Source organism: Streptomyces sp. NPDC005775 (assembly GCF_042871565.1).
Lineage (GTDB): Bacteria > Actinomycetota > Actinomycetes > Streptomycetales > Streptomycetaceae > Streptomyces.
Genome location: NZ_JBIAIU010000030.1, coordinates 1 through 19,396, shown reverse-complemented (window position 1 = coordinate 19,396; position 19,396 = coordinate 1). Strand labels below are relative to the sequence as shown.

At 70.3% G+C, this 19,396-nt stretch carries 22 protein-coding genes; 8 read left to right on the top strand and 14 right to left on the bottom strand.

The window, feature by feature from the left end; all coding sequences use genetic code 11:
• Positions 1–349 precede the first annotated feature (349 nt).
• A complete protein-coding gene (locus ACFYPA_RS36860; RefSeq protein WP_389136989.1) occupies positions 350–991 on the bottom strand; it encodes a DNA-3-methyladenine glycosylase in 642 nt (213 codons plus the stop codon).
• Between the two features lie 73 nt (positions 992–1,064).
• Between ACFYPA_RS36860 and ACFYPA_RS36855 the strand changes: the two genes are divergently transcribed.
• The 3 genes from ACFYPA_RS36855 to ACFYPA_RS36845 all read left to right on the top strand — a co-directional run bounded on the left by ACFYPA_RS36855 (position 1,065) and on the right by ACFYPA_RS36845 (position 3,135).
• A complete protein-coding gene (locus tag ACFYPA_RS36855; RefSeq protein ID WP_359316111.1) occupies positions 1,065–1,847 on the top strand; it encodes a sporulation protein in 783 nt (260 codons plus the stop codon).
• A 91-nt stretch (positions 1,848–1,938) separates the two neighbouring features.
• Positions 1,939–2,478: a YbhB/YbcL family Raf kinase inhibitor-like protein gene (locus tag ACFYPA_RS36850; RefSeq protein ID WP_359084881.1), complete on the top strand. Its 540-nt coding sequence runs from the start codon at positions 1,939–1,941 to the stop codon at positions 2,476–2,478.
• A 147-nt stretch (positions 2,479–2,625) separates the two neighbouring features.
• Positions 2,626–3,135, top strand: a complete 510-nt coding sequence (locus ACFYPA_RS36845; protein WP_359084882.1) for an HNH endonuclease — start codon at positions 2,626–2,628, stop codon at positions 3,133–3,135.
• A gap of 61 nt (positions 3,136–3,196) precedes the next feature.
• On the opposite strand, the gene ACFYPA_RS36840 is transcribed toward ACFYPA_RS36845, so the two are convergent.
• From ACFYPA_RS36840 to ACFYPA_RS36825, 4 genes are all read right to left on the bottom strand, one after another.
• Complete coding sequence (locus ACFYPA_RS36840; protein ID WP_359084884.1) at positions 3,197–3,964, bottom strand: sulfite exporter TauE/SafE family protein; 768 nt, start codon at positions 3,962–3,964, stop codon at positions 3,197–3,199.
• Between the two features lie 62 nt (positions 3,965–4,026).
• Complete coding sequence (locus ACFYPA_RS36835) at positions 4,027–4,959, bottom strand: SPFH domain-containing protein (RefSeq protein WP_359084885.1); 933 nt, start codon at positions 4,957–4,959, stop codon at positions 4,027–4,029.
• 153 nt (positions 4,960–5,112) lie between these two features.
• Positions 5,113–5,541, bottom strand: coding sequence for an NfeD family protein (locus ACFYPA_RS36830; protein ID WP_359084887.1), 429 nt, complete (start codon positions 5,539–5,541; stop codon positions 5,113–5,115).
• Positions 5,542–5,608: 67 nt separating this feature from the next.
• Entirely contained in the window at positions 5,609–6,406 is a 798-nt protein-coding gene (locus ACFYPA_RS36825) for an ABC transporter ATP-binding protein (RefSeq protein ID WP_359084888.1), read from the bottom strand.
• 210 nt (positions 6,407–6,616) lie between these two features.
• On the opposite strand from ACFYPA_RS36825, the gene ACFYPA_RS36820 reads away from it, so the two are divergent.
• Complete coding sequence (locus ACFYPA_RS36820) at positions 6,617–7,396, top strand: hypothetical protein (RefSeq protein ID WP_359084890.1); 780 nt, start codon at positions 6,617–6,619, stop codon at positions 7,394–7,396.
• Between the two features lie 79 nt (positions 7,397–7,475).
• On the opposite strand, the gene ACFYPA_RS36815 is transcribed toward ACFYPA_RS36820, so the two are convergent.
• From ACFYPA_RS36815 to ACFYPA_RS36805, 3 genes are all read right to left on the bottom strand, one after another.
• Positions 7,476–7,727 carry a chaplin gene (locus ACFYPA_RS36815; protein WP_123469009.1) on the bottom strand — a complete coding sequence of 84 codons (252 nt, stop codon included), beginning with the start codon at positions 7,725–7,727 and terminating at the stop codon, positions 7,476–7,478.
• Positions 7,728–7,876: 149 nt separating this feature from the next.
• Complete coding sequence (locus ACFYPA_RS36810; RefSeq protein ID WP_359084891.1) at positions 7,877–8,521, bottom strand: response regulator transcription factor; 645 nt, start codon at positions 8,519–8,521, stop codon at positions 7,877–7,879.
• A complete protein-coding gene (locus ACFYPA_RS36805; protein ID WP_359084892.1) occupies positions 8,514–9,659 on the bottom strand; it encodes a GAF domain-containing sensor histidine kinase in 1,146 nt (381 codons plus the stop codon). Before ACFYPA_RS36805 ends, ACFYPA_RS36810 begins: the two co-directional genes overlap by 8 nt.
• A 421-nt stretch (positions 9,660–10,080) precedes the next feature.
• Here ACFYPA_RS36805 and ACFYPA_RS36800 point away from each other — a divergent pair, with 421 nt between their 5' ends.
• The gene (locus ACFYPA_RS36800) at positions 10,081–10,830 is read left to right on the top strand and encodes a transglycosylase SLT domain-containing protein (protein WP_359084893.1); all 750 of its coding nucleotides are present in this window, start codon (positions 10,081–10,083) and stop codon (positions 10,828–10,830) included.
• Between the two features lie 81 nt (positions 10,831–10,911).
• Here ACFYPA_RS36800 and ACFYPA_RS36795 read toward each other — a convergent pair whose 3' ends face one another.
• Entirely contained in the window at positions 10,912–13,464 is a 2,553-nt protein-coding gene (locus ACFYPA_RS36795; protein WP_389136982.1) for an FHA domain-containing protein, read from the bottom strand.
• 284 nt (positions 13,465–13,748) lie between these two features.
• Here ACFYPA_RS36795 and serB point away from each other — a divergent pair, with 284 nt between their 5' ends.
• The gene (gene serB, locus ACFYPA_RS36790) at positions 13,749–15,005 is read left to right on the top strand and encodes a phosphoserine phosphatase SerB (protein WP_359084895.1); all 1,257 of its coding nucleotides are present in this window, start codon (positions 13,749–13,751) and stop codon (positions 15,003–15,005) included.
• 80 nt (positions 15,006–15,085) lie between these two features.
• On the opposite strand, the gene ACFYPA_RS36785 is transcribed toward serB, so the two are convergent.
• The 4 genes from ACFYPA_RS36785 to ACFYPA_RS36770 all read right to left on the bottom strand — a co-directional run bounded on the left by ACFYPA_RS36785 (position 15,086) and on the right by ACFYPA_RS36770 (position 17,454).
• The gene (locus tag ACFYPA_RS36785) at positions 15,086–15,604 is read right to left on the bottom strand and encodes a histidine phosphatase family protein (protein ID WP_359084896.1); all 519 of its coding nucleotides are present in this window, start codon (positions 15,602–15,604) and stop codon (positions 15,086–15,088) included.
• 74 nt (positions 15,605–15,678) lie between these two features.
• Positions 15,679–15,885 (bottom strand): hypothetical protein, encoded by a 207-nt coding sequence (locus ACFYPA_RS36780; RefSeq protein WP_359084897.1) that lies wholly within the window; start codon positions 15,883–15,885, stop codon positions 15,679–15,681.
• 148 nt (positions 15,886–16,033) lie between these two features.
• Complete coding sequence (locus ACFYPA_RS36775) at positions 16,034–16,144, bottom strand: SGM_5486 family transporter-associated protein (protein ID WP_266786054.1); 111 nt, start codon at positions 16,142–16,144, stop codon at positions 16,034–16,036.
• A gap of 26 nt (positions 16,145–16,170) precedes the next feature.
• Positions 16,171–17,454, bottom strand: a complete 1,284-nt coding sequence (locus ACFYPA_RS36770; RefSeq protein ID WP_359316105.1) for an MFS transporter — start codon at positions 17,452–17,454, stop codon at positions 16,171–16,173.
• Positions 17,455–17,570: 116 nt separating this feature from the next.
• Here ACFYPA_RS36770 and ACFYPA_RS36765 point away from each other — a divergent pair, with 116 nt between their 5' ends.
• Positions 17,571–18,245, top strand: coding sequence for an FCD domain-containing protein (locus ACFYPA_RS36765; RefSeq protein ID WP_359316102.1), 675 nt, complete (start codon positions 17,571–17,573; stop codon positions 18,243–18,245).
• Between the two features lie 232 nt (positions 18,246–18,477).
• On the top strand, positions 18,478–18,675 hold the full coding sequence (locus ACFYPA_RS36760) for a hypothetical protein (RefSeq protein WP_389136992.1): 198 nt from the start codon (positions 18,478–18,480) through the stop codon (positions 18,673–18,675).
• A gap of 95 nt (positions 18,676–18,770) precedes the next feature.
• Here ACFYPA_RS36760 and ACFYPA_RS36755 read toward each other — a convergent pair whose 3' ends face one another.
• Positions 18,771–19,163: a hypothetical protein gene (locus ACFYPA_RS36755; RefSeq protein WP_359084902.1), complete on the bottom strand. Its 393-nt coding sequence runs from the start codon at positions 19,161–19,163 to the stop codon at positions 18,771–18,773.
• Positions 19,164–19,396: the final 233 nt, after the last annotated feature.

Here is a 19,396-nt window from a genome sequence, read left to right as displayed (position 1 = left end):
CTCACCCTCTCGGGCTTTCCTCCGGGCGCTTCCCTTCGGTCTTGCGTTTCCGACTCTATCAGACTCTTTCGTGTCCGATTCCCGGTCGAAGCGGGTTCTGCTTTGCTTTCGAGGAATTCGCTTTCGCTTTTCCCTTTCGGCGTGTTCACCACGTTAGCCGATTTCCCCGGCGACTCATAATCGAGTCACGGAAACGAATTTCGGCACGCCAAAATTCGCACCCTCAAGGGTGAAATCGTAGGTAGTGGTTGGCCGCTTCGAGTTGCCCGGCGTGCGATCCGATGGACCGAACCAGATGCTGTCCCGTGTCAAGCGGCTCGGACTACATTAGGCGTCCCCCAACGGCGAGTCAAGTTGACCGGCGACGCGGCGCATGAGCGCGGTACGGGCTCACTGTGGGGTCGCCGTCGATCCAGAAGCGCCACGGGTGCACGGCCCCGTCACCGCCCACTCCCGTACGCGGACCGCTGCGTACCTGGTCGCGGGGCGGCGGGGTGCCGTGCAGTACGGAGAGGTGGGCACCCGGATGGGCGATGGCGTCGGTTCCGTCGAGTTCCCGGTCGATGCCCAGGGCCGTCGCCAGGCGGGCCGGTCCTTTGGCCAGTTCTCGGTCGTTGCGGGCCGAGAGTCGTCGTTCGCGCGTGAGGTCGGCACCGGTATGGATGTCGCCGGCCCGGAGGAGCACACCGCTCGCCATGCCCTCCGGGCCGCACACCAGGTTGAGGCAGTGCCACATGCCGTACGTGAAGTAGACGTACGCGTGGCCGGGTGGTCCGTACATGACGGCGTTGCGCCGCGTCCGGCCGCGGAAGGCGTGGGAGCCGGGATCGATCTCTCCCGCGTATGCCTCCACCTCGGTGAGGCGCACCTCGATCGGGCCGTCCGGCGTGCTGCGGACCAGGGTGCGGCCCAAGAGGTCCGGGGCCACCTCCAGTACGGGGCGGTCGAAGAAGTCCCGCGTCAGCGGCGTACGGTCCATGCGATCGATCATGAGGTTCGAGGTTACCGGGAACCGGCTACGGTCATGGCGCGTATGTAGGGGTCAGGACCTAGGAGGAGAAAACATGGGCTTCAAGCGGCTGCTCGCGAGCATGGGTGCCGGTGGCGCCTCGGTGGAGACGGAGCTGACCGAGCTCAACGTCGTACCGGGTGGCGTCGTGCAGGGCGAGGTGCGGATCCAGGGCGGGTCCGTGGACCAGCAGATCGAGGGGCTCTCCGTCGGTCTGCAGGCGCGGGTCGAGGTCGAGGGGCAGGACCAGGAGACCAAGCAGGACATCGAGTTCACCAAGCTGCGCCTCGGTGGCGCGTTCGAGGTGCGGGCCGGTGCGGTGCACGTCGTGCCGTTCGGGCTCGAGATCCCGTGGGAGACGCCGATCACGATGTTCGCGGGCCAGCACCTGCACGGCATGAACATCGGGGTGACCACGGAGCTGGAGATCGCGCGGGCGCTGGACTCGGGCGACCTCGATCCCATCAACGTGCACCCGCTCCCGGCCCAGCAGGCCATCCTCGACGCCTTCGGGCAGCTGGGCTTCGGCTTCCGCAGCGCGGACATGGAGCGCGGCCACATCCGGGGCACCCGTCAGCGGCTGCCGTTCTACCAGGAGATCGAGTTCTTCCCGCCGTCGCAGTACCGGGGGCTGAACCAGGTCGAGCTGACCTTCGTCGCGGACGACCGCGAGATGGACGTCGTCCTGGAGATGGACAAGAAGCCGGGGCTCTTCAGCGAGGGCAGCGACTCCTACCGGGCGTTCAAGGTGGGTCTGCACGACTTCCAGGGGACCGACTGGGCGGCGTACCTGAACCAGTGGCTGGCGCAGGTCGGCGGGCAGCGCAACTGGCTCTAGAGCCCTTCGTCCGGCCTGAGCCGGACGAGAGGCCCTAAGGTCGGGGGAAGAAGATCTTCCCGGCGCAGAACCGATCAGGAGAGGTGGCGACGTGACCGAGCCGAAGAGGGCACCGCTTCCGCACGACTTCCATCCCGAGGTCCCCTCGTTCACCGTGGTGAGCGAGGACCTTGCCCCGGGGGCCGTGCTTGCGGACGCACAGGTCCATGCGAAGGGGAACACCTCGCCGCAGCTGCGGTGGGAGGGCTTCCCGGCGGGGACGAAGAGTTTCGCCGTGACGTGCTTCGACCCGGACGCCCCGACGGGCAGTGGGTTCTGGCACTGGGTGGTCTTCGACATCCCGGCGTCGGTCACGGAGCTTCCGGCGGGCGCGGGGAGCGGGACGTTCGAGGGGCTGCCCGCGGGTGCCGTCCAGGCCCGCAACGACTACGGGTCGAAGGAGTTCGGTGGCGCCGCCCCGCCGGCCGGCGAGAACCATCGCTACGTCTTCACCGTGTACGCGGTGGACAGCGAGAAGCTCGGGCCCGACAGCGACACGTCTCCCGCGGCGGTCGGTTTCAACCTGCGGTTCCACACGCTGGGCCGTGCTCAGCTGATCGGTGAGTACGCGGAGCCCGCCGCGAACGACTGAATCCAGAGGTTCCACCGCCGTTTGCCCTGCCCTGGTCTTGGAGAGATCAGGGCAGGGCACTTTTTATTGCGTTGTCCATCACGGCCTGCCCGGCCAGAGTTGATCCGGGCCTGCCAGGGGGCGGGCGGCACACGGGAGGTGGGCGAAATGCGGGACACACTGGTGCTGAACGCGAGCTTCGAGCCGCTGTCGACGGTGACGCTGAACCGTGCGGTGGTGCTGATCCTCCAGGACAAGGCCGTCGTCGAGCAGTCGCACCCCGGTCTCCGTATGCGCGGTGCCGCCGTGGACATCCCGGTGCCCCGGGTGATCAGGCTCTGCCGGTACGTACGGGTGCCGTTCCGAAGACAGGCCCCGTGGTCCAGACGGGGAGTGCTGATCCGGGACCAGCACCGGTGCGCGTACTGCGGGCGGCGGGCGAGCACCGTCGACCACGTGGTGCCGCGGGCGCAGGGGGGTCAGGACACCTGGCTCAACACGGTGGCGTCCTGTGCCGAGGACAACCACCGCAAGGCGGCGCGTACGCCGGAGCAGGCGGGGATGCCTCTGCTGAGGCAGCCGTTCGTACCGTCTCCCGCGGATGCGATGCTGCTGGCTCTGGGGGCCGGTGACAGGTCGGCGCTGCCGCAGTGGCTGTCGCAGTCCGCGGCGGCGTAGGTGTCGTACGCCCGGTGCCGTAGGGGGGACCCGCCTTCGTGAGGAGGCGGGCTTCGCCGTGTCAGCGCAGGACCAGCTGGACGATGGCGACCGTACCGACCGTGACGATGAGCACGCGCAGGAACGCGGGGCTGAGGCGGCGGCCGATCTTGGCGCCCACCTGGCCGCCGAGTGCGGAACCCACGGCGATCAGCACGACGGCCGTCCAGTCGAAGTCCGCGACGAAGAGGAAGAACAGTGCGGCGATGCTGTTGACGACGGCGGCCAGGACGTTCTTCACCGCGTTGAGACGCTGCATGGTGTCGTCGAGCAGCATGCCCATCAGGGAGAGGTAGATGATCCCCTGGGCGGCGGTGAAGTAGCCGCCGTAGACGCTGGCGAGCATCAGTCCGACGAAGAGCAGCGGGCCGCCGTCGGGGCGGGTGGTGGCCCCCGTGTGTTCACGCCGGCGCTGGACCGCTTTGCTGATGCGTGGTTGCAGAATGACCAGGACGAGGGCCAGGGCGACCAGAATCGGGACGATGGTCTCGAAGGCCGTGGAGGGCAGGGCCAGCAGCAGGGTCGCGCCGGTGAGGCCGCCGATCATGGCGCCGACGGCGAGCTTGAGGACGCGCCGCCGCTGGCCTCTGAGTTCCTTGCGGTAGCCGATCGCGCCGCTGATGGAGCCGGGGATCAGACCGAGCGCGTTGGAGACGGTGGCCGTGACCGGGGGCAGGCCGGTGGCGAGCAGCACCGGGAAGGTGATCAGCGTTCCCGAGCCGACGATCGTGTTGATCGTTCCCGCGCTGACACCGGCGGCGAAGACGGCGAGCATCTCCCAGACGGTCATGCCGAATCCCCCGTGCGTGATCGGTGCTTGGTGCACTGAATCATGCACGAGGGGTGTACACGTCAGTCGACGGGGGGCTCCTCCCGGCGTTCCTTGCCACCGGTGTTGAAACCGGGGATGCCGGTGCCGAGGTTCCCGAAGGCGCCGCTGAGGCCCTTGAGGGCGTCGCCCATCTCGCTGGGCACGATCCACAGTTTGTTGGCGTCGCCCTCGGCGATCTTGGGGAGCATCTGGAGGTACTGGTACGCGAGGAGCTTCTGGTCCGGGTCGCCGGCGTGGATGGACTCGAAGACCGTACGGATCGCCTGGGCCTCGCCCTCGGCGCGCAGGGCGGCCGCCTTTGCCTCACCCTCGGCGCGCAGGATCGCGGACTGCTTCTCGCCCTCCGCGGTGAGGATCGCCGACTGGCGCGTACCTTCGGCCTGGAGGATCGCGGCGCGCTTGTCGCGGTCGGCGCGCATCTGCTTCTCCATCGAGTCCTGGATGGAGGTGGGCGGTTCGATCGCCTTGAGCTCGACGCGGTTGACGCGGATGCCCCACTTGCCGGTGGCCTCGTCGAGGACTCCGCGCAGCGCCGCGTTGATCTCCTCGCGGGAGGTCAGGGTCCGCTCCAGGTCCATGCCGCCGATGATGTTGCGGAGCGTGGTGACGGTGAGCTGCTCGATGGCCTGGATGTAGCTGGCGACCTCGTACGTCGCCGCCCTGGCGTCGGTCACCTGGTAGTAGATGACGGTGTCGATGTTGACGACCAGGTTGTCCTGGGTGATCACCGGCTGCGGCGGGAAGGGGACGACCTGTTCCCGGAGGTCGATCCGGTTGCGGATCGAGTCGATGAACGGGACGACGATGTTCAGGCCCGCGTTGAGGGTGCGGGTGTACCGGCCGAAACGTTCCACGATGGCGGCGCTGGCCTGGGGGATGACCTGGATCGTCTTGATCAGAGCGATGAAGACGAGCACCACCAGAATGATCAGGACGATGATGATCGGTTGCATCGTTTCCTCGTGCCCTTCGGTTGCCGACGGATCGCGATGAGCGAGGTCGAGATCGTATGGGCCGTGGGTCAGGTCGGTTGTCCTGCCGGTCCGGTTTCCATGATGATCGACTTCGAGTCTCGCAGAACGGGCGCTGCTGTGGGGGCTGTTCGGTCACATGACGACGGCCGTCGCCCCGTCGATGTCGACGACATCGACCTGTTGGCCCGGTTCGAAGCTGAGCTCCGCGTCGAGGGCGCGGGCCGACCAGATCTCCCCGGCGAGCTTGATCCGGCCGCCGCTGCCGTCGACCCGTTCCAGGACGACGGCCTGACGGCCCTTCAGTGCGTCGATACCGGTGGCGAGGTGGGGCCGGTCCGCGCGATGCCTGTTGGCGATCGGTCGGACCACGGCGATCAGTGCCACCGAGACGATGACGAACACCAGGACCTGGGCCACGATTCCGCCGCCGAGGGCCGCGACGACCGCCGCTGCGACCGCTCCGACGGCGAACATGCCGAACTCGGGCATCGCGGTCAGGACGAGGGGGATGCCCAGTCCCGCCGCGCCGATCAGCCACCACACCCACGCGTCGATGTCCACGTGGCCATCGTAGGTCCGCCAGTACCTCCGCGGACAGTGCGCGAGCGGGCGGACCGGCCGACTGCCGTCAGCCGAGAGGAAGTCCGCGGGCGGTGTAGCGGCCGCCCTGGTGCTCGACAACGAGCGGCAGGCCGAAACAGAGGGAGAGGTTGCGGGAGCTGAGCTCCGTCTCCATGGGGCCGGCGGCGAGCACCTTGCCCTGACGGATCATCAGGACGTGGGTGAAGCCGGGGGCGATCTCCTCCACGTGGTGGGTCACCATGATCATGGAGGGCGCGTACGGGTCGCGGGCCAGTCGCCCGAGGCGGCGGACCAGGTCCTCACGGCCACCGAGGTCGAGACCGGCGGCCGGCTCGTCGAGGAGCAGCAGCTCGGGGTCGGTCATCATGGCCCGGGCGATCAGGGTGCGCTTGCGCTCGCCCTCGGACAGGGTGCCGAACTTCCGGTCGAGGTATTCGGTCATGCCGAGCCGGTCGAGGAAGGCGCGGGCCCGGTCCTCGTCGACCTTGTCGTAGTTCTCGTTCCAGGTGGCGGTCATGCCGTACGCGGCGGTGAGCACCGTCTGCAGAACGGTCTGGCGCCTGGGCAGCTTCTCGGCCATGGCGACGCCCGCGATACCGATGCGGGGGCGCAGGTCGAAGACGTCGGTGCCGACGCCGCCGAGCTGCTCGCCGAGGACCGTGGCGCTGCCCTTGGTCGGGAAGAGGTAGCTGGACGCGATGTTGAGGAGGGTGGTCTTGCCGGCGCCGTTCGGTCCGAGGATGACCCAGCGCTCCCCCTCCTTGACCGACCAGGAGACATCGTCCACCAGAGCGCGTCCGTCGCGGACCACGGATACGTCCACCAGCTCCAGTACATCGCTCATGAGCGCGTTGTCTCCCCATGCAGTCTCGAGATCGTCGCGTGCCTGTAGGCACAGCTCCCAGGGAAAACCTACGCCACTGCGCGAGTGCCTCAGGCGCTGGGCCCGTCGTCGCACGGCCGCCGTACGGTCCCCGCCCGCCGGGAGGCCGGGTCCGGCGGGGTGGGGGCATGGCCCGGGTCCGTTCCACCGGACCGCCCCTAGGCTGTCCCCATGCTTTCGGAACCACGCTCAGGGCTGCTGGCCGCTTGGGGCAACGCACTGCTGGCCGGACTCGTGTCGCCCGACGACGCGGCGCTCGCCATCGTCGGACAGGACGCGGTACACCGCGTCGAGGGGCTGCCGGGTGAGGCGGGACCGGTCGGTCTCACGCTCGCCCTGGGGCGGCTGCGGGGGCTGGGGGTGACGGGTTTCCGGGTCGCGCTGCCGGTTCCCGGGCACCCGCTGGGTCTCAGTGGTCCGGCGGAGTTCAACGCCCGGGCGCTGGAGGCCGAGGAGGCCGTGGTCACCTTCGGTGCGCCGTACGGGCTGGTGCCGGAGGTACGGGAGGCGGGGCCCGCCGGGGACCTCCACGTCGAGGTGGTGTGGCGGTGCCTGGCGGTGCGCGAGGCACCGCCGGCCGATGTGCCGTCGCTGGGCGAGGCGGAGCGGGAGCTCGCCGAGGCGTTGCGGGATGCGACGGCCTTGCTGTCGCGGCTCGATGTGGCCGGGTCGGGGCCGGTGGCCGAGGCGGCGGTGGACGCGTACCGGGCGCGGGCGGAGCGGGGGCGCGAGGTGCTCGCCCCCGGCTATCCGCCGCGGGCGGTGCGGGTGCTGGAGCTGGCGCAGCGGGTCGGGCTGCTGGTCTCGGTGGCGTACGAGAACGGGCACGGCGGCGCGGTGAGCGCGTCGGAGATGGCGGCGCGAGGGGATGCGCTGCGGCCGGTGGAGCGGGTGGCCCGGCGGGCTCAGGTGGCCGCGTACAACGCGTATGTGGAGGAGCGGGCGCGGTAGGCGCGAAGGGCGGGCAGCAGGATGCCGCCGGGCGGTCCCCCGCGGGACCGGCCGGCGGCATCGCCGTGGGTGCGGCGCGTCAGCCGTTCAGGCCGAAGTTGCCGAAGGCCGGGTTGAGCAGACCGATCACGTTGACCGTGTTGCCGACCACGTTCACCGGGACGTGGACCGGGACCTGGACGAGGTTGCCGCTGGCCACACCCGGGGAGTGGGCCGCGACACCGTGGGCTCCGGCACCGCTGTGACCGGTGGCGGAGGCCGCGCCGGCACCGGCGGCGATGAGGCCACCGGCGATCATGGTGACGGCGGCAGCCTTCTTCAGGTTCTTCACTTCAGGATCCTCCTAGCGTCGCTGCGGCCAGCCGCCGCAGCACGCCATGAAGAACGCCCGGGACCGAAAGAGGATGCGCCGTTCGGGTGACGTACACCCGGGAGTGTGAACCCGGGGCCCGGCGGGTGACGCGCTCTCCGGTCGTTCGTTCAGCCCGCCGCCCCGTTCCGGACGGCCCAGAGGGCTGCCTGGGTGCGGTCCGAGAGGTCCAGCTTCATCAGGATGTTCGAGACGTGCGTCTTGACGGTCTTTTCGGACAGGACCAGTGCCCGCGCGATCTCCCGGTTCGAGCGGCCGTCGGCGATGAGGCCCAGAACCTCCCGCTCCCGTTCCGTGAGGGTGCTCCCCCGGCCCGTGCCCGCGCCCGGGCCGTCCTGGGCGAGCAGCGCACCGGCCACTTCCGGCTGGAGCAGTACATGGCCCGCGTACACGGAGCGGATGGCGCCGGCCAGCGCGTCCGGGTCGACGTCCTTGTACACGTAGCCGGAGGCACCGGCGCGCAGGGCGGGAACGACGGTGCGCTGCTCGGTGAAGCTGGTGACGATCAGGACCTTGGCCGGGTTCTCCAGTTCACGGAGCCTGCGCAGGGCCTCTATGCCGTCGGTACCCGGCATCTTGATGTCCATCAGCACCACGTCGGGGCTCAGCTCCTGCGTCCTGGCCACCCCTTCCGCTCCGTCGGCCGCCTCGCCGACGACCTCTATGTCGTCCTGGATCTCCAGGAACGTCCGCAGCCCGCGGCGGACCACCTGGTGGTCGTCGACCAGCAGCACCCTGATGCGCCTGTCAGCCACCGGGTACCTCCATCTCGATCGTGGTGCCCTTGCCGGGCGCCGATTCAACGGTGAGCGTGCCGCCGACGCCGTCGGCGCGGTCCCGCATGGAGACCAGTCCCAGGTGCCGCCCCGCGCGGCGGGTGGCCGCGGGTTCGAAGCCGCGGCCGTCGTCGGTGATCCGCAGCACCGTGCCGCCGTCGCGGCGGGCGAGGGTGACGTCGACGTGCCCGGCCCCCGAGTGACGCAGCGCGTTGTGCAGGGCCTCCTGGGAGACGCGGAGCAGCGCTTCCTCCTGGGCGGCGGGCAGGGCCCGCACTCCCGCGCTCGCGAAGGTGACCCGGGCCGTGTGGGCACGGTCCAGGACCTGGATCTGGGTACGGAGGGTGGCGATGAGGCCGTCCTCGTCGAGACCGGCGGGGCGCAGTTCGACGACGGCGGCGCGCAGCTCGTCGACCGCCTCCGCCGCCAGGGCGGCGACCTGCTGGAGTTCGCCCTTGGCGCGGGCCGGGTCGCGGTCGACCAGGGCGGCGGCGGCCTGGGCGGTGAGCCGCAGCGAGAAGAGCTTCTGGCTGACCGCGTCGTGCAGCTCGTGGGCGAGCCGGGAGCGCTCCTCGGCGATGGTGAACTCGCGGCTGCGCTCGTACAGCCGGGCGTTCGTGAGGGCGATCGCCGCGTGCTGGGCGAGGATCGCCAGCAGTTCCTCGTCCTCGGCGGTGAATCCGCAGGTGCCCTCGGGCTTGGGGCAGCGTTTGTTGGCGAGGAAGAGGGCGCCGATGACGTCGTCGCCGTCCCGGATCGGCAGCCCGAGGAAGTCGGACATGTCCGGGTGGGCGGCCGGCCAGCCCTCGAAGCGAGGGTCCTTGCGTACGTCGGCCAGGCGCTCGGGCTTCGCCTCGTGGAGCATCGCGGCGAGGATGCCGTGCTGTCGCGGGAGCGGGCCGATGGCCTTCCACTGCTCGTCGCTGACGCCGTCGACGACGAACTGGGCGAAGCCGCCGTGGTCGTCCGGGACCCCGAGGGCCGCGTACTCGGCGTCCAGCAGTTCGCGGGCCGAGGCGACGATCGTCTTCAGGACGTCCCGCGTTTCGAGGTGCCGGCTCATGGCGAGCAGCGCGGCACTCACCGCCGCGAGGCCCGACGGGGGGCGATGGGTCATGGCCTCACGGTACCGGCGGGGCCGCTCGCCCCGTATCCGCCTGTGGACCGCCCCCGACCGGGGCGCGGGGACTAGGTCCTGCCCGGAGTTCCCCGAGGAACTCCGCGCCGGAACCTCACATTCCGCATTACTGAAGCAACGGAAGGTGATTTCGCTGCCCCGCCGATGTGAGGCCGCGCATAGGACCCACGTCACTTACGAAGCCACCTAGTGGACCGATAAGGGCGATTTGGGTGCTCATGGCCGTGGATGCAGGGTGTCCAACACGGTCGTGTTCCACTACCCGGCTTCGTACGTCACACCTTTGCCACGGCATTTTGCGGCCGCTAACAATTGCACTCGTCCCCGACGGAGAAGCGAAGTCGCCTCCCGTCTTCGTCCTCCGTGAGGACCTTCCGCGATTCGAAGAGGTACGCCTGATATGACCGCGTCCAGCATTCCCGGCCGTCTCCGACGCCTGAACAAGACCCAGAAGCTCTCCGCCGCCGGCATCTCCGCCGTCGCCGCCGCTGCCCTCTCCTTGTCCCTGGTGCCCGGTAACGCCGAGGCCGAGACCGAGCCTCAGGCACTCTCCGCAGCCCCCGTCGTCTTCGGGTCCTCCGCCCCGCAGGCCCGGACCATCCAGAACAGCGTGCTCGAGCAGCACTCCACCGCCGAGCAGATGGTCAAGGCCGTCGACGCCGCGAAGGCGAAGAAGGCCGCCGCCGTGCAGGCGAAGGTCGACGCCGTCGCCAAGGCCGACGCCAAGAAGGCGAAGGAGAAGGCCGCCGCGAAGTGGAAGGCCAAGAAGGCCGCCGCCAAGCGCGACTCGCACGCCGCCAGCCGCTCCGAGTCCCGTGGCCACGTGTACGCGAACAACCTGGACGGCTGGATCAAGGAGTCCCTGGCCATCATGAAGGCCAAGGGGATCCCGGGCACCTACGACGGGCTGCACCGCAACATCATCCGTGAGTCCAGTGGCAACCCGAACGCCATCAACGACTGGGACATCAACGCGATCAACGGCGTCCCGTCGATCGGTCTGCTCCAGATCATCAAGCCGACGTTCAACGCCTACCACGTCGGCGGCACCCCCCACACCCAGTACGACCCGGTCGCCAACATCACCGCGTCGGCCAACTACGCCGCCGACAAGTACGGCTCGATCGACAACGTCAACAGCGCGTACTGATCCGCTGCGGACCACGCCGAAGGGCGGCACCCCACGGGGGTGCCGCCCTTCGGCGTCGTGCTGTGCGCGGGGGCCGTCCCGCTACTTGCGCATGACCTCGGGCTCATGGCGGCGCAGCAGCCGTGCGACCGCGACCCCGCAGATGATGCCGAGGACGAGCAGGACCGCGATGTTCATCCCCCACTGGCCGGCCGTGTGCTCCCACAGCGGATCCAGGTCCGTGGGGTTCTTCTGGTCCCACGGCGGCATGAGGTGCGCGAGGTCGAGCGTGGAGCCCGCGCCGGCGATGGCCCAGCGGGACGGCATCAGCCAGGCGAACTGCTCCAGGCCGGGCGATCCGTACACCTGGAAGAGGATGCCGGTGAAGACGACCTGGACGATCGCGAACATGACCAGCAGCGGCATGGTCTTCTCGGAGGTCTTCACCAGCGAGGAGATCACCAGGCCGAACATCATCGAGGTGAAGCCGAGCGCGATGATCGTCACGCAGAGCTCCACGGCGGGCGGCATGATCAGGCCCTCCGCCGGCAGATCACGGGTGGCGAAGCCGATCCCGCAGATGATGACGCCCTGGATGGCCGTGATCACGCCGAGCACGATCACCTTGGACATCAGGTAGGCCGAGCGGGAGAGGCCGGTGGCCCGTTCCCGTTCGTAGATGACCCGTTCCTTGATCAGCTCGCGTACGGAGTTGGCCGCGGCCGAGAAGGTCATGCCGATCACCAGGATCAGCATGATCGTGCCGGCGTCGCCGTTGAACCGGGACGGCGGCTTCGGCGGGGCGAGGCCGAAGTCGGCGGGGATGACCACGCTGACGATGCCGAGCACCGCGGGCAGGATCACCATCAGGCCCATGAAGCCCTTGTCGGACGCGATCACCGAGACGTAGCGGCGCATCAGCGTCCACAGCTGGGTCAGCCAGCCCTGCGGCTTCGGCGGGCGCATCTGCTGGTGCGGCGGCATGTGCACGGGCTGCGCCGCCACGGCGTCGATGTCCGCGGCGTACATCTGGTAGTGCTGCGAACCGCGCCAGCGGCCCGCCCAGTCGTAGTCGCGGTAGTTCTCGAACGCGGAGAAGACGTCGGCCCAGGTGGAGTAGCCGAAGAAGTTGAGCGCTTCCTCCGGCGGACCGAAGTAGGCCACGGCGCCACCCGGCGCCATGACCAGGAGCTTGTCGCAGATCGCCAGCTCGGCGACCGAGTGCGTGACGACGAGGACGGTGCGGCCGTCGTCGGCCAGACCGCGCAGCAACTGCATGACATCGCGGTCCATGCCCGGGTCGAGGCCGGAGGTCGGCTCGTCCAGGAAGATCAGCGACGGCTTGGTCAGCAGCTCCAGGGCCACGGAGACGCGCTTGCGCTGGCCGCCGGAGAGCGAGGTGACCTTCTTGTCCTTGTGGATGTCGAGTTTGAGCTCGGCGAGGACCTCGTGGATACGGGCCTGGCGCTCGGCCTCCGTCGTGTCCGCGGGGAAGCGGAGCTTGGCGGCGTACTTGAGGGCCCGGGTGACGGTCAGTTCCTTGTGCAGGATGTCGTCCTGCGGGACCAGACCGATGCGCTGACGCAGCTCGGCGAACTGCTTGTACAGATTCCGGTTGTCGTAGAGGACGTCGCCCTGGTTGGCGGGCCGGTAGCCGGTGAGCGCCTTGAGCAGGGTGGACTTTCCGGAGCCGGACGGGCCGATGACCCCGATCAGCGACTTCTCCGGGACGCCGAACGAGACGTCCTTGAGGATCTGCTTGCCGCCGTCGACCGTCACCGTGAGGTGGCGGGCGGCGAAGGAGACCTCACCGGTGTCGACGAACTCCTCGAGCCGGTCGCCGACCAGCCGGAAGGTCGAGTGGCCGACGCCGACGATGTCGTTCGCGCCGATGAGCGCGGAGCCGGACTTCGAGAGCGGCTGGCCGTTGACGTACGTACCGTTGTGGGATCCCAGGTCGCGGATCTCGAAACGGCCGTCCGGCGTCGCGTGGAACTCGGCGTGGTGACGCGAGACCTGCAGGTCGGAGACGACCAGCTCGTTCTCCAGCGCACGGCCGATCCGCATCACCCGGCCGAGCGCCAGCTGGTGGAACGTGGTCGGGCTCCGGTCGCCGTACACGGGCGGCGCCCCCGCCGCGCCGCCGGGGCCGCCGGCGTGGGGTGTCGGTGCCACGCCCTGCTGCTGCGGCACATGCGGCTGCTGGGGCTGCTGCTGGGCCGGGGGCTGCTGCGGCCACCCCTGCTGCTGTCCGGCAGCCGGTCCTCCTTGCTGCGGAGGCTGGTGCGGGGCCTGCTGCGGCTGCTGGGCGGGGGCCTGGGCTCCCGCGGCGGCCTGCCCGCTGTACACGTCGGCGCCGCTGAGGCTCAGCCGTGGCCCGTCGGTGGCGTTGCCCAGGTTCACGGCGGAGCCGGGCCCGATCTCCATCTGGTGGATCCGCTGGCCCTGCACGTACGTGCCGTTGGTGCTGCCGTGGTCCTCGATGAACCAGCCGCGTCCGCTCCAGCTGATCGTGGCGTGGCGCCACGACACCCGGGCGTCGTCGATCGTCATATCGCCCTGCGGATCACGTCCGAGGGTGTACGACCTGGACGGATCGAGCGTCCAGGTCCTGCCATTCAATTCCAGTACGAGTTCCGGCACTCCGCGCCCCACTAGTTGTCCCCCGAATTACCCCCGTTGCAGGGAGTCTAGGGATGCTGAACATCGTGGGGAACTATTCCAGGAGCAGTCCTCGATGCGAAAGCCGGACGGCAGGTTGACCGAACCGAGACCGCACCGTTGCGAACGACCCCGGCGAAAGAGCGGCCTATCGCACCAACTCGCCACAGAGCCCTGCGGACCCTGGCCAATGTACGCATCGCGGGCACCGGGCCGGCTGTCCGGCCCTCGGGACGGGCCGTCGGGGGCGTGCCGCGGACCGATACGGTGGGAACACCATGAGCGCACCTCAGCCCCCTCAGTCCTCCCTGGCTCCCGAGTCTCCTGAGTCACGCCGGGACGCGGACACGCCGACCCTCCTCGTGAAGATCTTCGGGAAGGACCGGCCCGGAATCACCGCCGGCCTCTTCGACACCCTCGCCGCCTACTCGGTCGATGTCGTCGACATCGAGCAGGTCGTCACCCGTGGCCGCATCGTCCTGTGCGCACTGGTCACCGCCCCCACCGCGGGCGGGACCACCGAGGGCGACCTGCGGGCCACCGTGCACAGCTGGGCCGAATCGCTGAAGCTGCAGGCCGAGATCATCTCCGGCACGGGCGACAACCGGCCGCGCGGCGACGGTCGTTCCCATGTGACGGTGCTCGGGCACCCGCTGACCGCGGAGTCGACCGCCGCCATAGCGGCCACGATCACCTCGACCGGCGGGAACATCGACCGGATCTTCCGGCTGGCGAAGTATCCGGTCACCGCCGTCGAGTTCGCCGTGTCCGGCACCGGGACCGAGACGCTGCGCACCGCGCTGGCGACGGAGTCCGCCGGGATCGGCGTCGACGTGGCGGTCATGTCGGCCGGGCTGAGCCGCCGGGCGCAGCGGCTCGTCGTGATGGACGTCGACTCGACGCTCATCCAGGACGAGGTCATCGAGCTCTTCGCGGCGCACGCCGGGTGCGAGGCCGAGGTCGCCGCGGTGACCGAGCAGGCGATGCGCGGCGAACTGGACTTCGAGCAGTCGCTGCACGCACGGGTGGCGTTGCTGGCGGGGCTCGACGTGTCGGTGGTGGAGAAGGTGCGCGCCGACGTCCGGCTGACGCCGGGCGCCCGCACCCTGATCCGTACGCTGAAGCGGCTCGGCTACCAAGTGGGCGTCGTCTCGGGCGGGTTCACGCAGGTGACGGACGACCTCAAGGAGCGGCTCGGGCTCGACTTCGCCTCCGCCAACACGCTGGAGGTCGTCGACGGGAAGCTCACCGGCCGGGTGACCGGGGACATCGTCGACCGGGCGGGCAAGGCCCGGCTGCTGCGCGGCTTCGCCGCGGAGGCCGGGGTGCCGCTGGCGCAGACGGTGGCGATCGGTGACGGGGCGAACGACCTGGACATGCTGAACACGGCGGGGCTCGGGGTCGCCTTCAACGCCAAGCCCATGGTCCGCGAGGCCGCGCACACCGCGGTGAACGTGCCGTTCCTGGACACCGTGCTCTATCTGCTCGGCATCACCCGCGAGGAGGTCGAGGCCGCCGACGGCCTCGTCGAATAGACGCGCCCCCGGCACGTACACAGGGCCCGGGTGCGCACGCGTCGGCGTGCGCACCCGGGCCCTGTCGTGAGCCGGGGCGGTCAGTCGTTCGGCGTCCAGTACTCGGTGAGCTTGCCGACGCCGTGCTCCACGCTCTTCCAGGCGCCGGGGAGCTCGACGACGGCGAAGGCGGCGGTCGGGAAGCCGCCATTGGTCATCCGGGCCAGGGCGTCGCCCTCCGCGGCGCCCGACAGGGCGTCGGCGACGGCGTGCATGCCCGGGTTGTGGCCGATCACCAGCAGATCGCGGACCTCGTCGGGGGTCTCGTTGATCAATGCGATCAGCTCACCGAGCGAGGCCTCGTAGAGCCTCTCCTCGTACACGGTCCTGGGGCGCTCCGGCATCTCGTGCACGGCCAGCTTCCACGTCTCGCGTGTCCTGACCGCCGTCGAACAGAGGGCCAGATCGAAGACGATCCCGGAGTCGGCGAGTTTGCGGCCTGCCACGGGGGCGTCCTTGCGGCCGCGCTCGGCGAGGGGCCGCTCATGGTCGGAGTCCTGCGACCATTCCGCCTTCGCGTGCCTGAGAAGGACGATCCTGCGAGGTGTATCGACGCTCATACACCTCAGCTTCGCATGAAACGTGCCACCTGGCGCAGGGTGTTGGAGTGCTCCCCCGCCGCGGGCCTCGGACGTCAACGGGTGAGCAGCTCCACGACGCGCTCCAGCAACCGGCCGACCGCGGGATCACCCGTGGCGGCGTGCGCCTGGCCCGGCTGGGCGATCAGCAGGAGGAGTGCGGCGAAGGCGACGGCGGGCAACGCGACGGCCCACCACGGCAGCCGGACCTCGACGCCGGCCGTGTCCGGGCGGGTGGAGCGGGTGTGCGTACGGGCCGGCATGTCCGCCTCCGTGGGTGCTGGATTCCGATACTCAGAACCTACGGATCCGGGGTCACCGGTCACATCCGGTGACCCACCCACTTCACCCTGACCCTGGCCCCCTAGGGGATGGTGGGGCTAGCCCCACCCTCGCGCCGGGAGCCGTGCGTCACGGAGAGGCGATGGAGGCGATCACGCCGATGACAACCGTGATCAGCAGCATGGCCCCGAAGACCATGAGCAGCTTCTTCTGACCGTTCTGGGGATTCGGATCGAGCACAGGAGACATGGCCCCAGTCTCGCATCTCAGCATTCGTCCTCGATCGTCCGGTCCCGGCCGGCCAGGATGCCCGCCACCATTTGGGGCACCATCAGGGCGGCCATGAGTGCGATGGGCAGGCCCCAGCCGCCGCTGTGCTGGTAGAGCACGCCGACCAGGAGCGGACCGGGGATCGAGATGAGGTAGCCGGTGGACTGGGCGAACGCCGACAGCCGGACCACTCCGGCGCCGCTGCGGGTGCGCATGCCGATCATGGTGAGGGCGAGCGGGAAGGCGCAGTTCGAGATGCCCAGGAGCAGCGCCCAGGCCCAGGCCCCGCCGGACGGGGCGAGGTAGAGGCCCGCGTAGCCGACGAGGCCGCAGGCGCCGAGGAAGACGACGATCGGACCCTGGTTCCTCATCCGGGCCGCGACCCTGGGGATGATGAAGGCGAGCGGCACGCCCATGGCCATGGTGAGGGCGAGCAGGACACCCGCGGTGCCGGCCGAGACCCCGGCGTCGCGGAAGATCTGCGGCATCCACCCCATGGTGATGTAGGCGGCGGTGGCCTGGAGCCCGAAGAAGCAGGCGAGGGCCCAGGCGGTGCGGCTGCGGGTGATCCGGAGGGCGGGGGCTTCCGGTCGCTGGGCCGCGTGCTGCCCGGCGGCGCCGCGGTCCCGTACCAGCGGGATCCAGGGGAGGATCGCGGCGGCGGCGAGCGCGGCCCAGACGCCGAGGCCGGCCTTCCAACTGCCGCCCATGGCCTCCGTCATGGGTACGGTCACGGCGGCGGCCAGGGAGGTGCCGAGGGCCAGGGCCATGGAGTAGAGGCCGGTCATGGAGCCGACACGGTCCGGGAACCAGCGCTTGACGATCACCGGCATCAGGACGTTGCTGACGGCGATGCCCATCAGGGCGAGCGCACTCGCGGCGAGGAAGCCGGCGGTGCCGCCGACGAGGGGCCTGATCACGAGCCCCGCGGTGATGGCGACCATGCCCGCGCAGACGACCGCGCCCGCGCCGAAACGGCGGGCCAGGCGCGGCGCCATCACGCCGAAGACCGCGAAGCAGAGCGGCGGTACGGAGGTGAGCACCCCGGCGACGCTGCCGCTCATGTGCAGCCCGTCGCGCACCTCTTCGAGGAGGGAGCCGAGGCTGGTGATGGCGGGGCGGAGGTTGAGTGCGGTGAGGACGAGCCCGACGGCGACCAGGCGGAACACCCAGGGGGCGGGGCCGGTCCCCTGCGCGGGTACCTCGGTGCGGGGGGCCGCCGGGGCGGCTGGGCCGAGCGTCCGGGTCGGGGTGTGGAGAGGGGTCTCGTCGGCAGGCATGGGGCCATCATAGAATCATGGGATGATTGCTTGTCCAATCCTTTGAGAAGATTCGGATACCTCCGCGAGACGGCGGGGCGGTACGCCGCCCGCCGCCCACCCGAGCAAGGAGCACCATGGCGCTGACGTCCCCGCGGCGTTCGGCACTCGCCGACCAGGTGATTGCCCAGCTGAGGAACCAGATCACGTCGGGCGAGTGGCCCGTGGGTTCACGCATCCCCACCGAGCCCGAGCTGGTCGAGCAACTGGGGGTGGCCCGCAACACCGTGCGCGAGGCGGTGCGCGCGCTCGCGCACAACGGGCTGCTCGACATCCGGCAGGGCTCGGGCACCTACGTGGTGGCCGTGAGCGAGCTGGCCGGGGTGATGCACCGGCGCTTCGCGTCCGCCGATCCGCGCCATGTGGCCGAGCTGCGCTCGACGCTGGAGTCCTCGGCGGCGCGCCTGGCCGCCGCCCGGCGCACCGAGCGGGACCTGAAGCAGCTGGACGCGCTCATGCGGCGCCGGGAGGAGACCTGGGCCGCGGGGGAGGCCGAGGCCTTCGTGGCGGCGGACGCGACGCTGCACCTGGCCGTGGTCGCCGCCTCGCACAACGAGGTGCTCACCGGGCTCTACGCCGACCTGGGCGATCTGCTGCGGGACTACCTGCGGGTCGACATCGGTCATGAGCTGCGGCCGGAGAACCACATGGACCACAGCCGGCTCGTCGAGGCGATCCGGGCCGGCGACGCGGAGACGGCGGCGGCGGAGGCGGCGAGCCACGCGCTGAGCTGTCTGGTGGACCGGGCTTAGGGCGGCGCGGGGCGCCGCCCCGGCACCCGTCTCCGCCCGCGGCTCGGGCGAGCGGCTCGGCGCAGGTGCGCCGAGCCGGGTTCCCCACCCCCGGGCGGGGGAGCACCGCGGGAAACGCTCCCGCACGCCCTGCCCTCGCCCGTCACACCCCCTTATGCTCGGGTTCGCTCGGTTCGTTTCGCCCTGTCCGGTCCGTCCGCCCGCTCCGGGAGGTCTTGTGCAGCCCCGTCGGATGTTCTGCTTCACCTGCGATTCCGACGAACAACACCGTGCCCTCACCACCGACGAGAAGGTGTGGCTCAGAGCTCTCACGGGCCGCCGGAGTGTCGAGGAGTTCTTCATGTGCGGCGCGTCCGGATGCCGCAATCTGCGCACCGGCTTCAACAAGCGCCCGTTCGCCCCGGTGATCCGCGTCCCCCTCCCCGACTGACGGTCCGGCCCCGGGCCGTCTCAGGAGTCCGGCCGATCCCGGCATACGGGGGCGGGTGGGCGCGCCGAACCGGCGTGTCGCCCTGGCGCATCCGCCTAGGAAGCCCTGGCCTTGTGCGTCTCGCCGGCGTGGGTGACCCAGGCGGAGCGGACCTCTTTCCAGCAGCGGTCGTCCAGCCTCACGGTCCGGCCCGGAGGGACGGTGACCGGCTTGGAGTCGGCGTCGACGTCCCACCAGCGGGCGCATTCGGTGTGCAGCTGGACCCGGTCGGTGGAGGGGTACGGGTTGTGGCAGTACGCGACGACCCGGGAGCCCTTCACCGACGTACGGCATTCGGCGCCGGACGGCTCGGGGTCGGGCGCGGGAGGACCGGCCGCCCCGGCGGCCCCGACGTGGCCGGCCGCGTACAGGCCGACGGGCACGAGCAGCGCGGTGACGAGGGCGGAGGCCGCCAGCAGGGATCGGGTTCGGTGACGGGTGCCGCGCACAGCGATCTCCTCCCCTCAGCCTGACCAGAAGTCCGGTTCCTCCACATTCTGCGGTGGATCGACCAGCTTTTCGACCTGAGCGCCCGGGGACCGGGCGGGGCAAGGAAAACGGCCGCGCCCCCCCCCCCCGCGGGGGGGGGGGGCGGGGGGGGGGGGCGGGGGGGCCCGGGGCCCCCCCCGCGCCCCCCCCCCAAGACGGGGATGTTCGCCGCCCGCCTCTGAGGGGAGAAGTG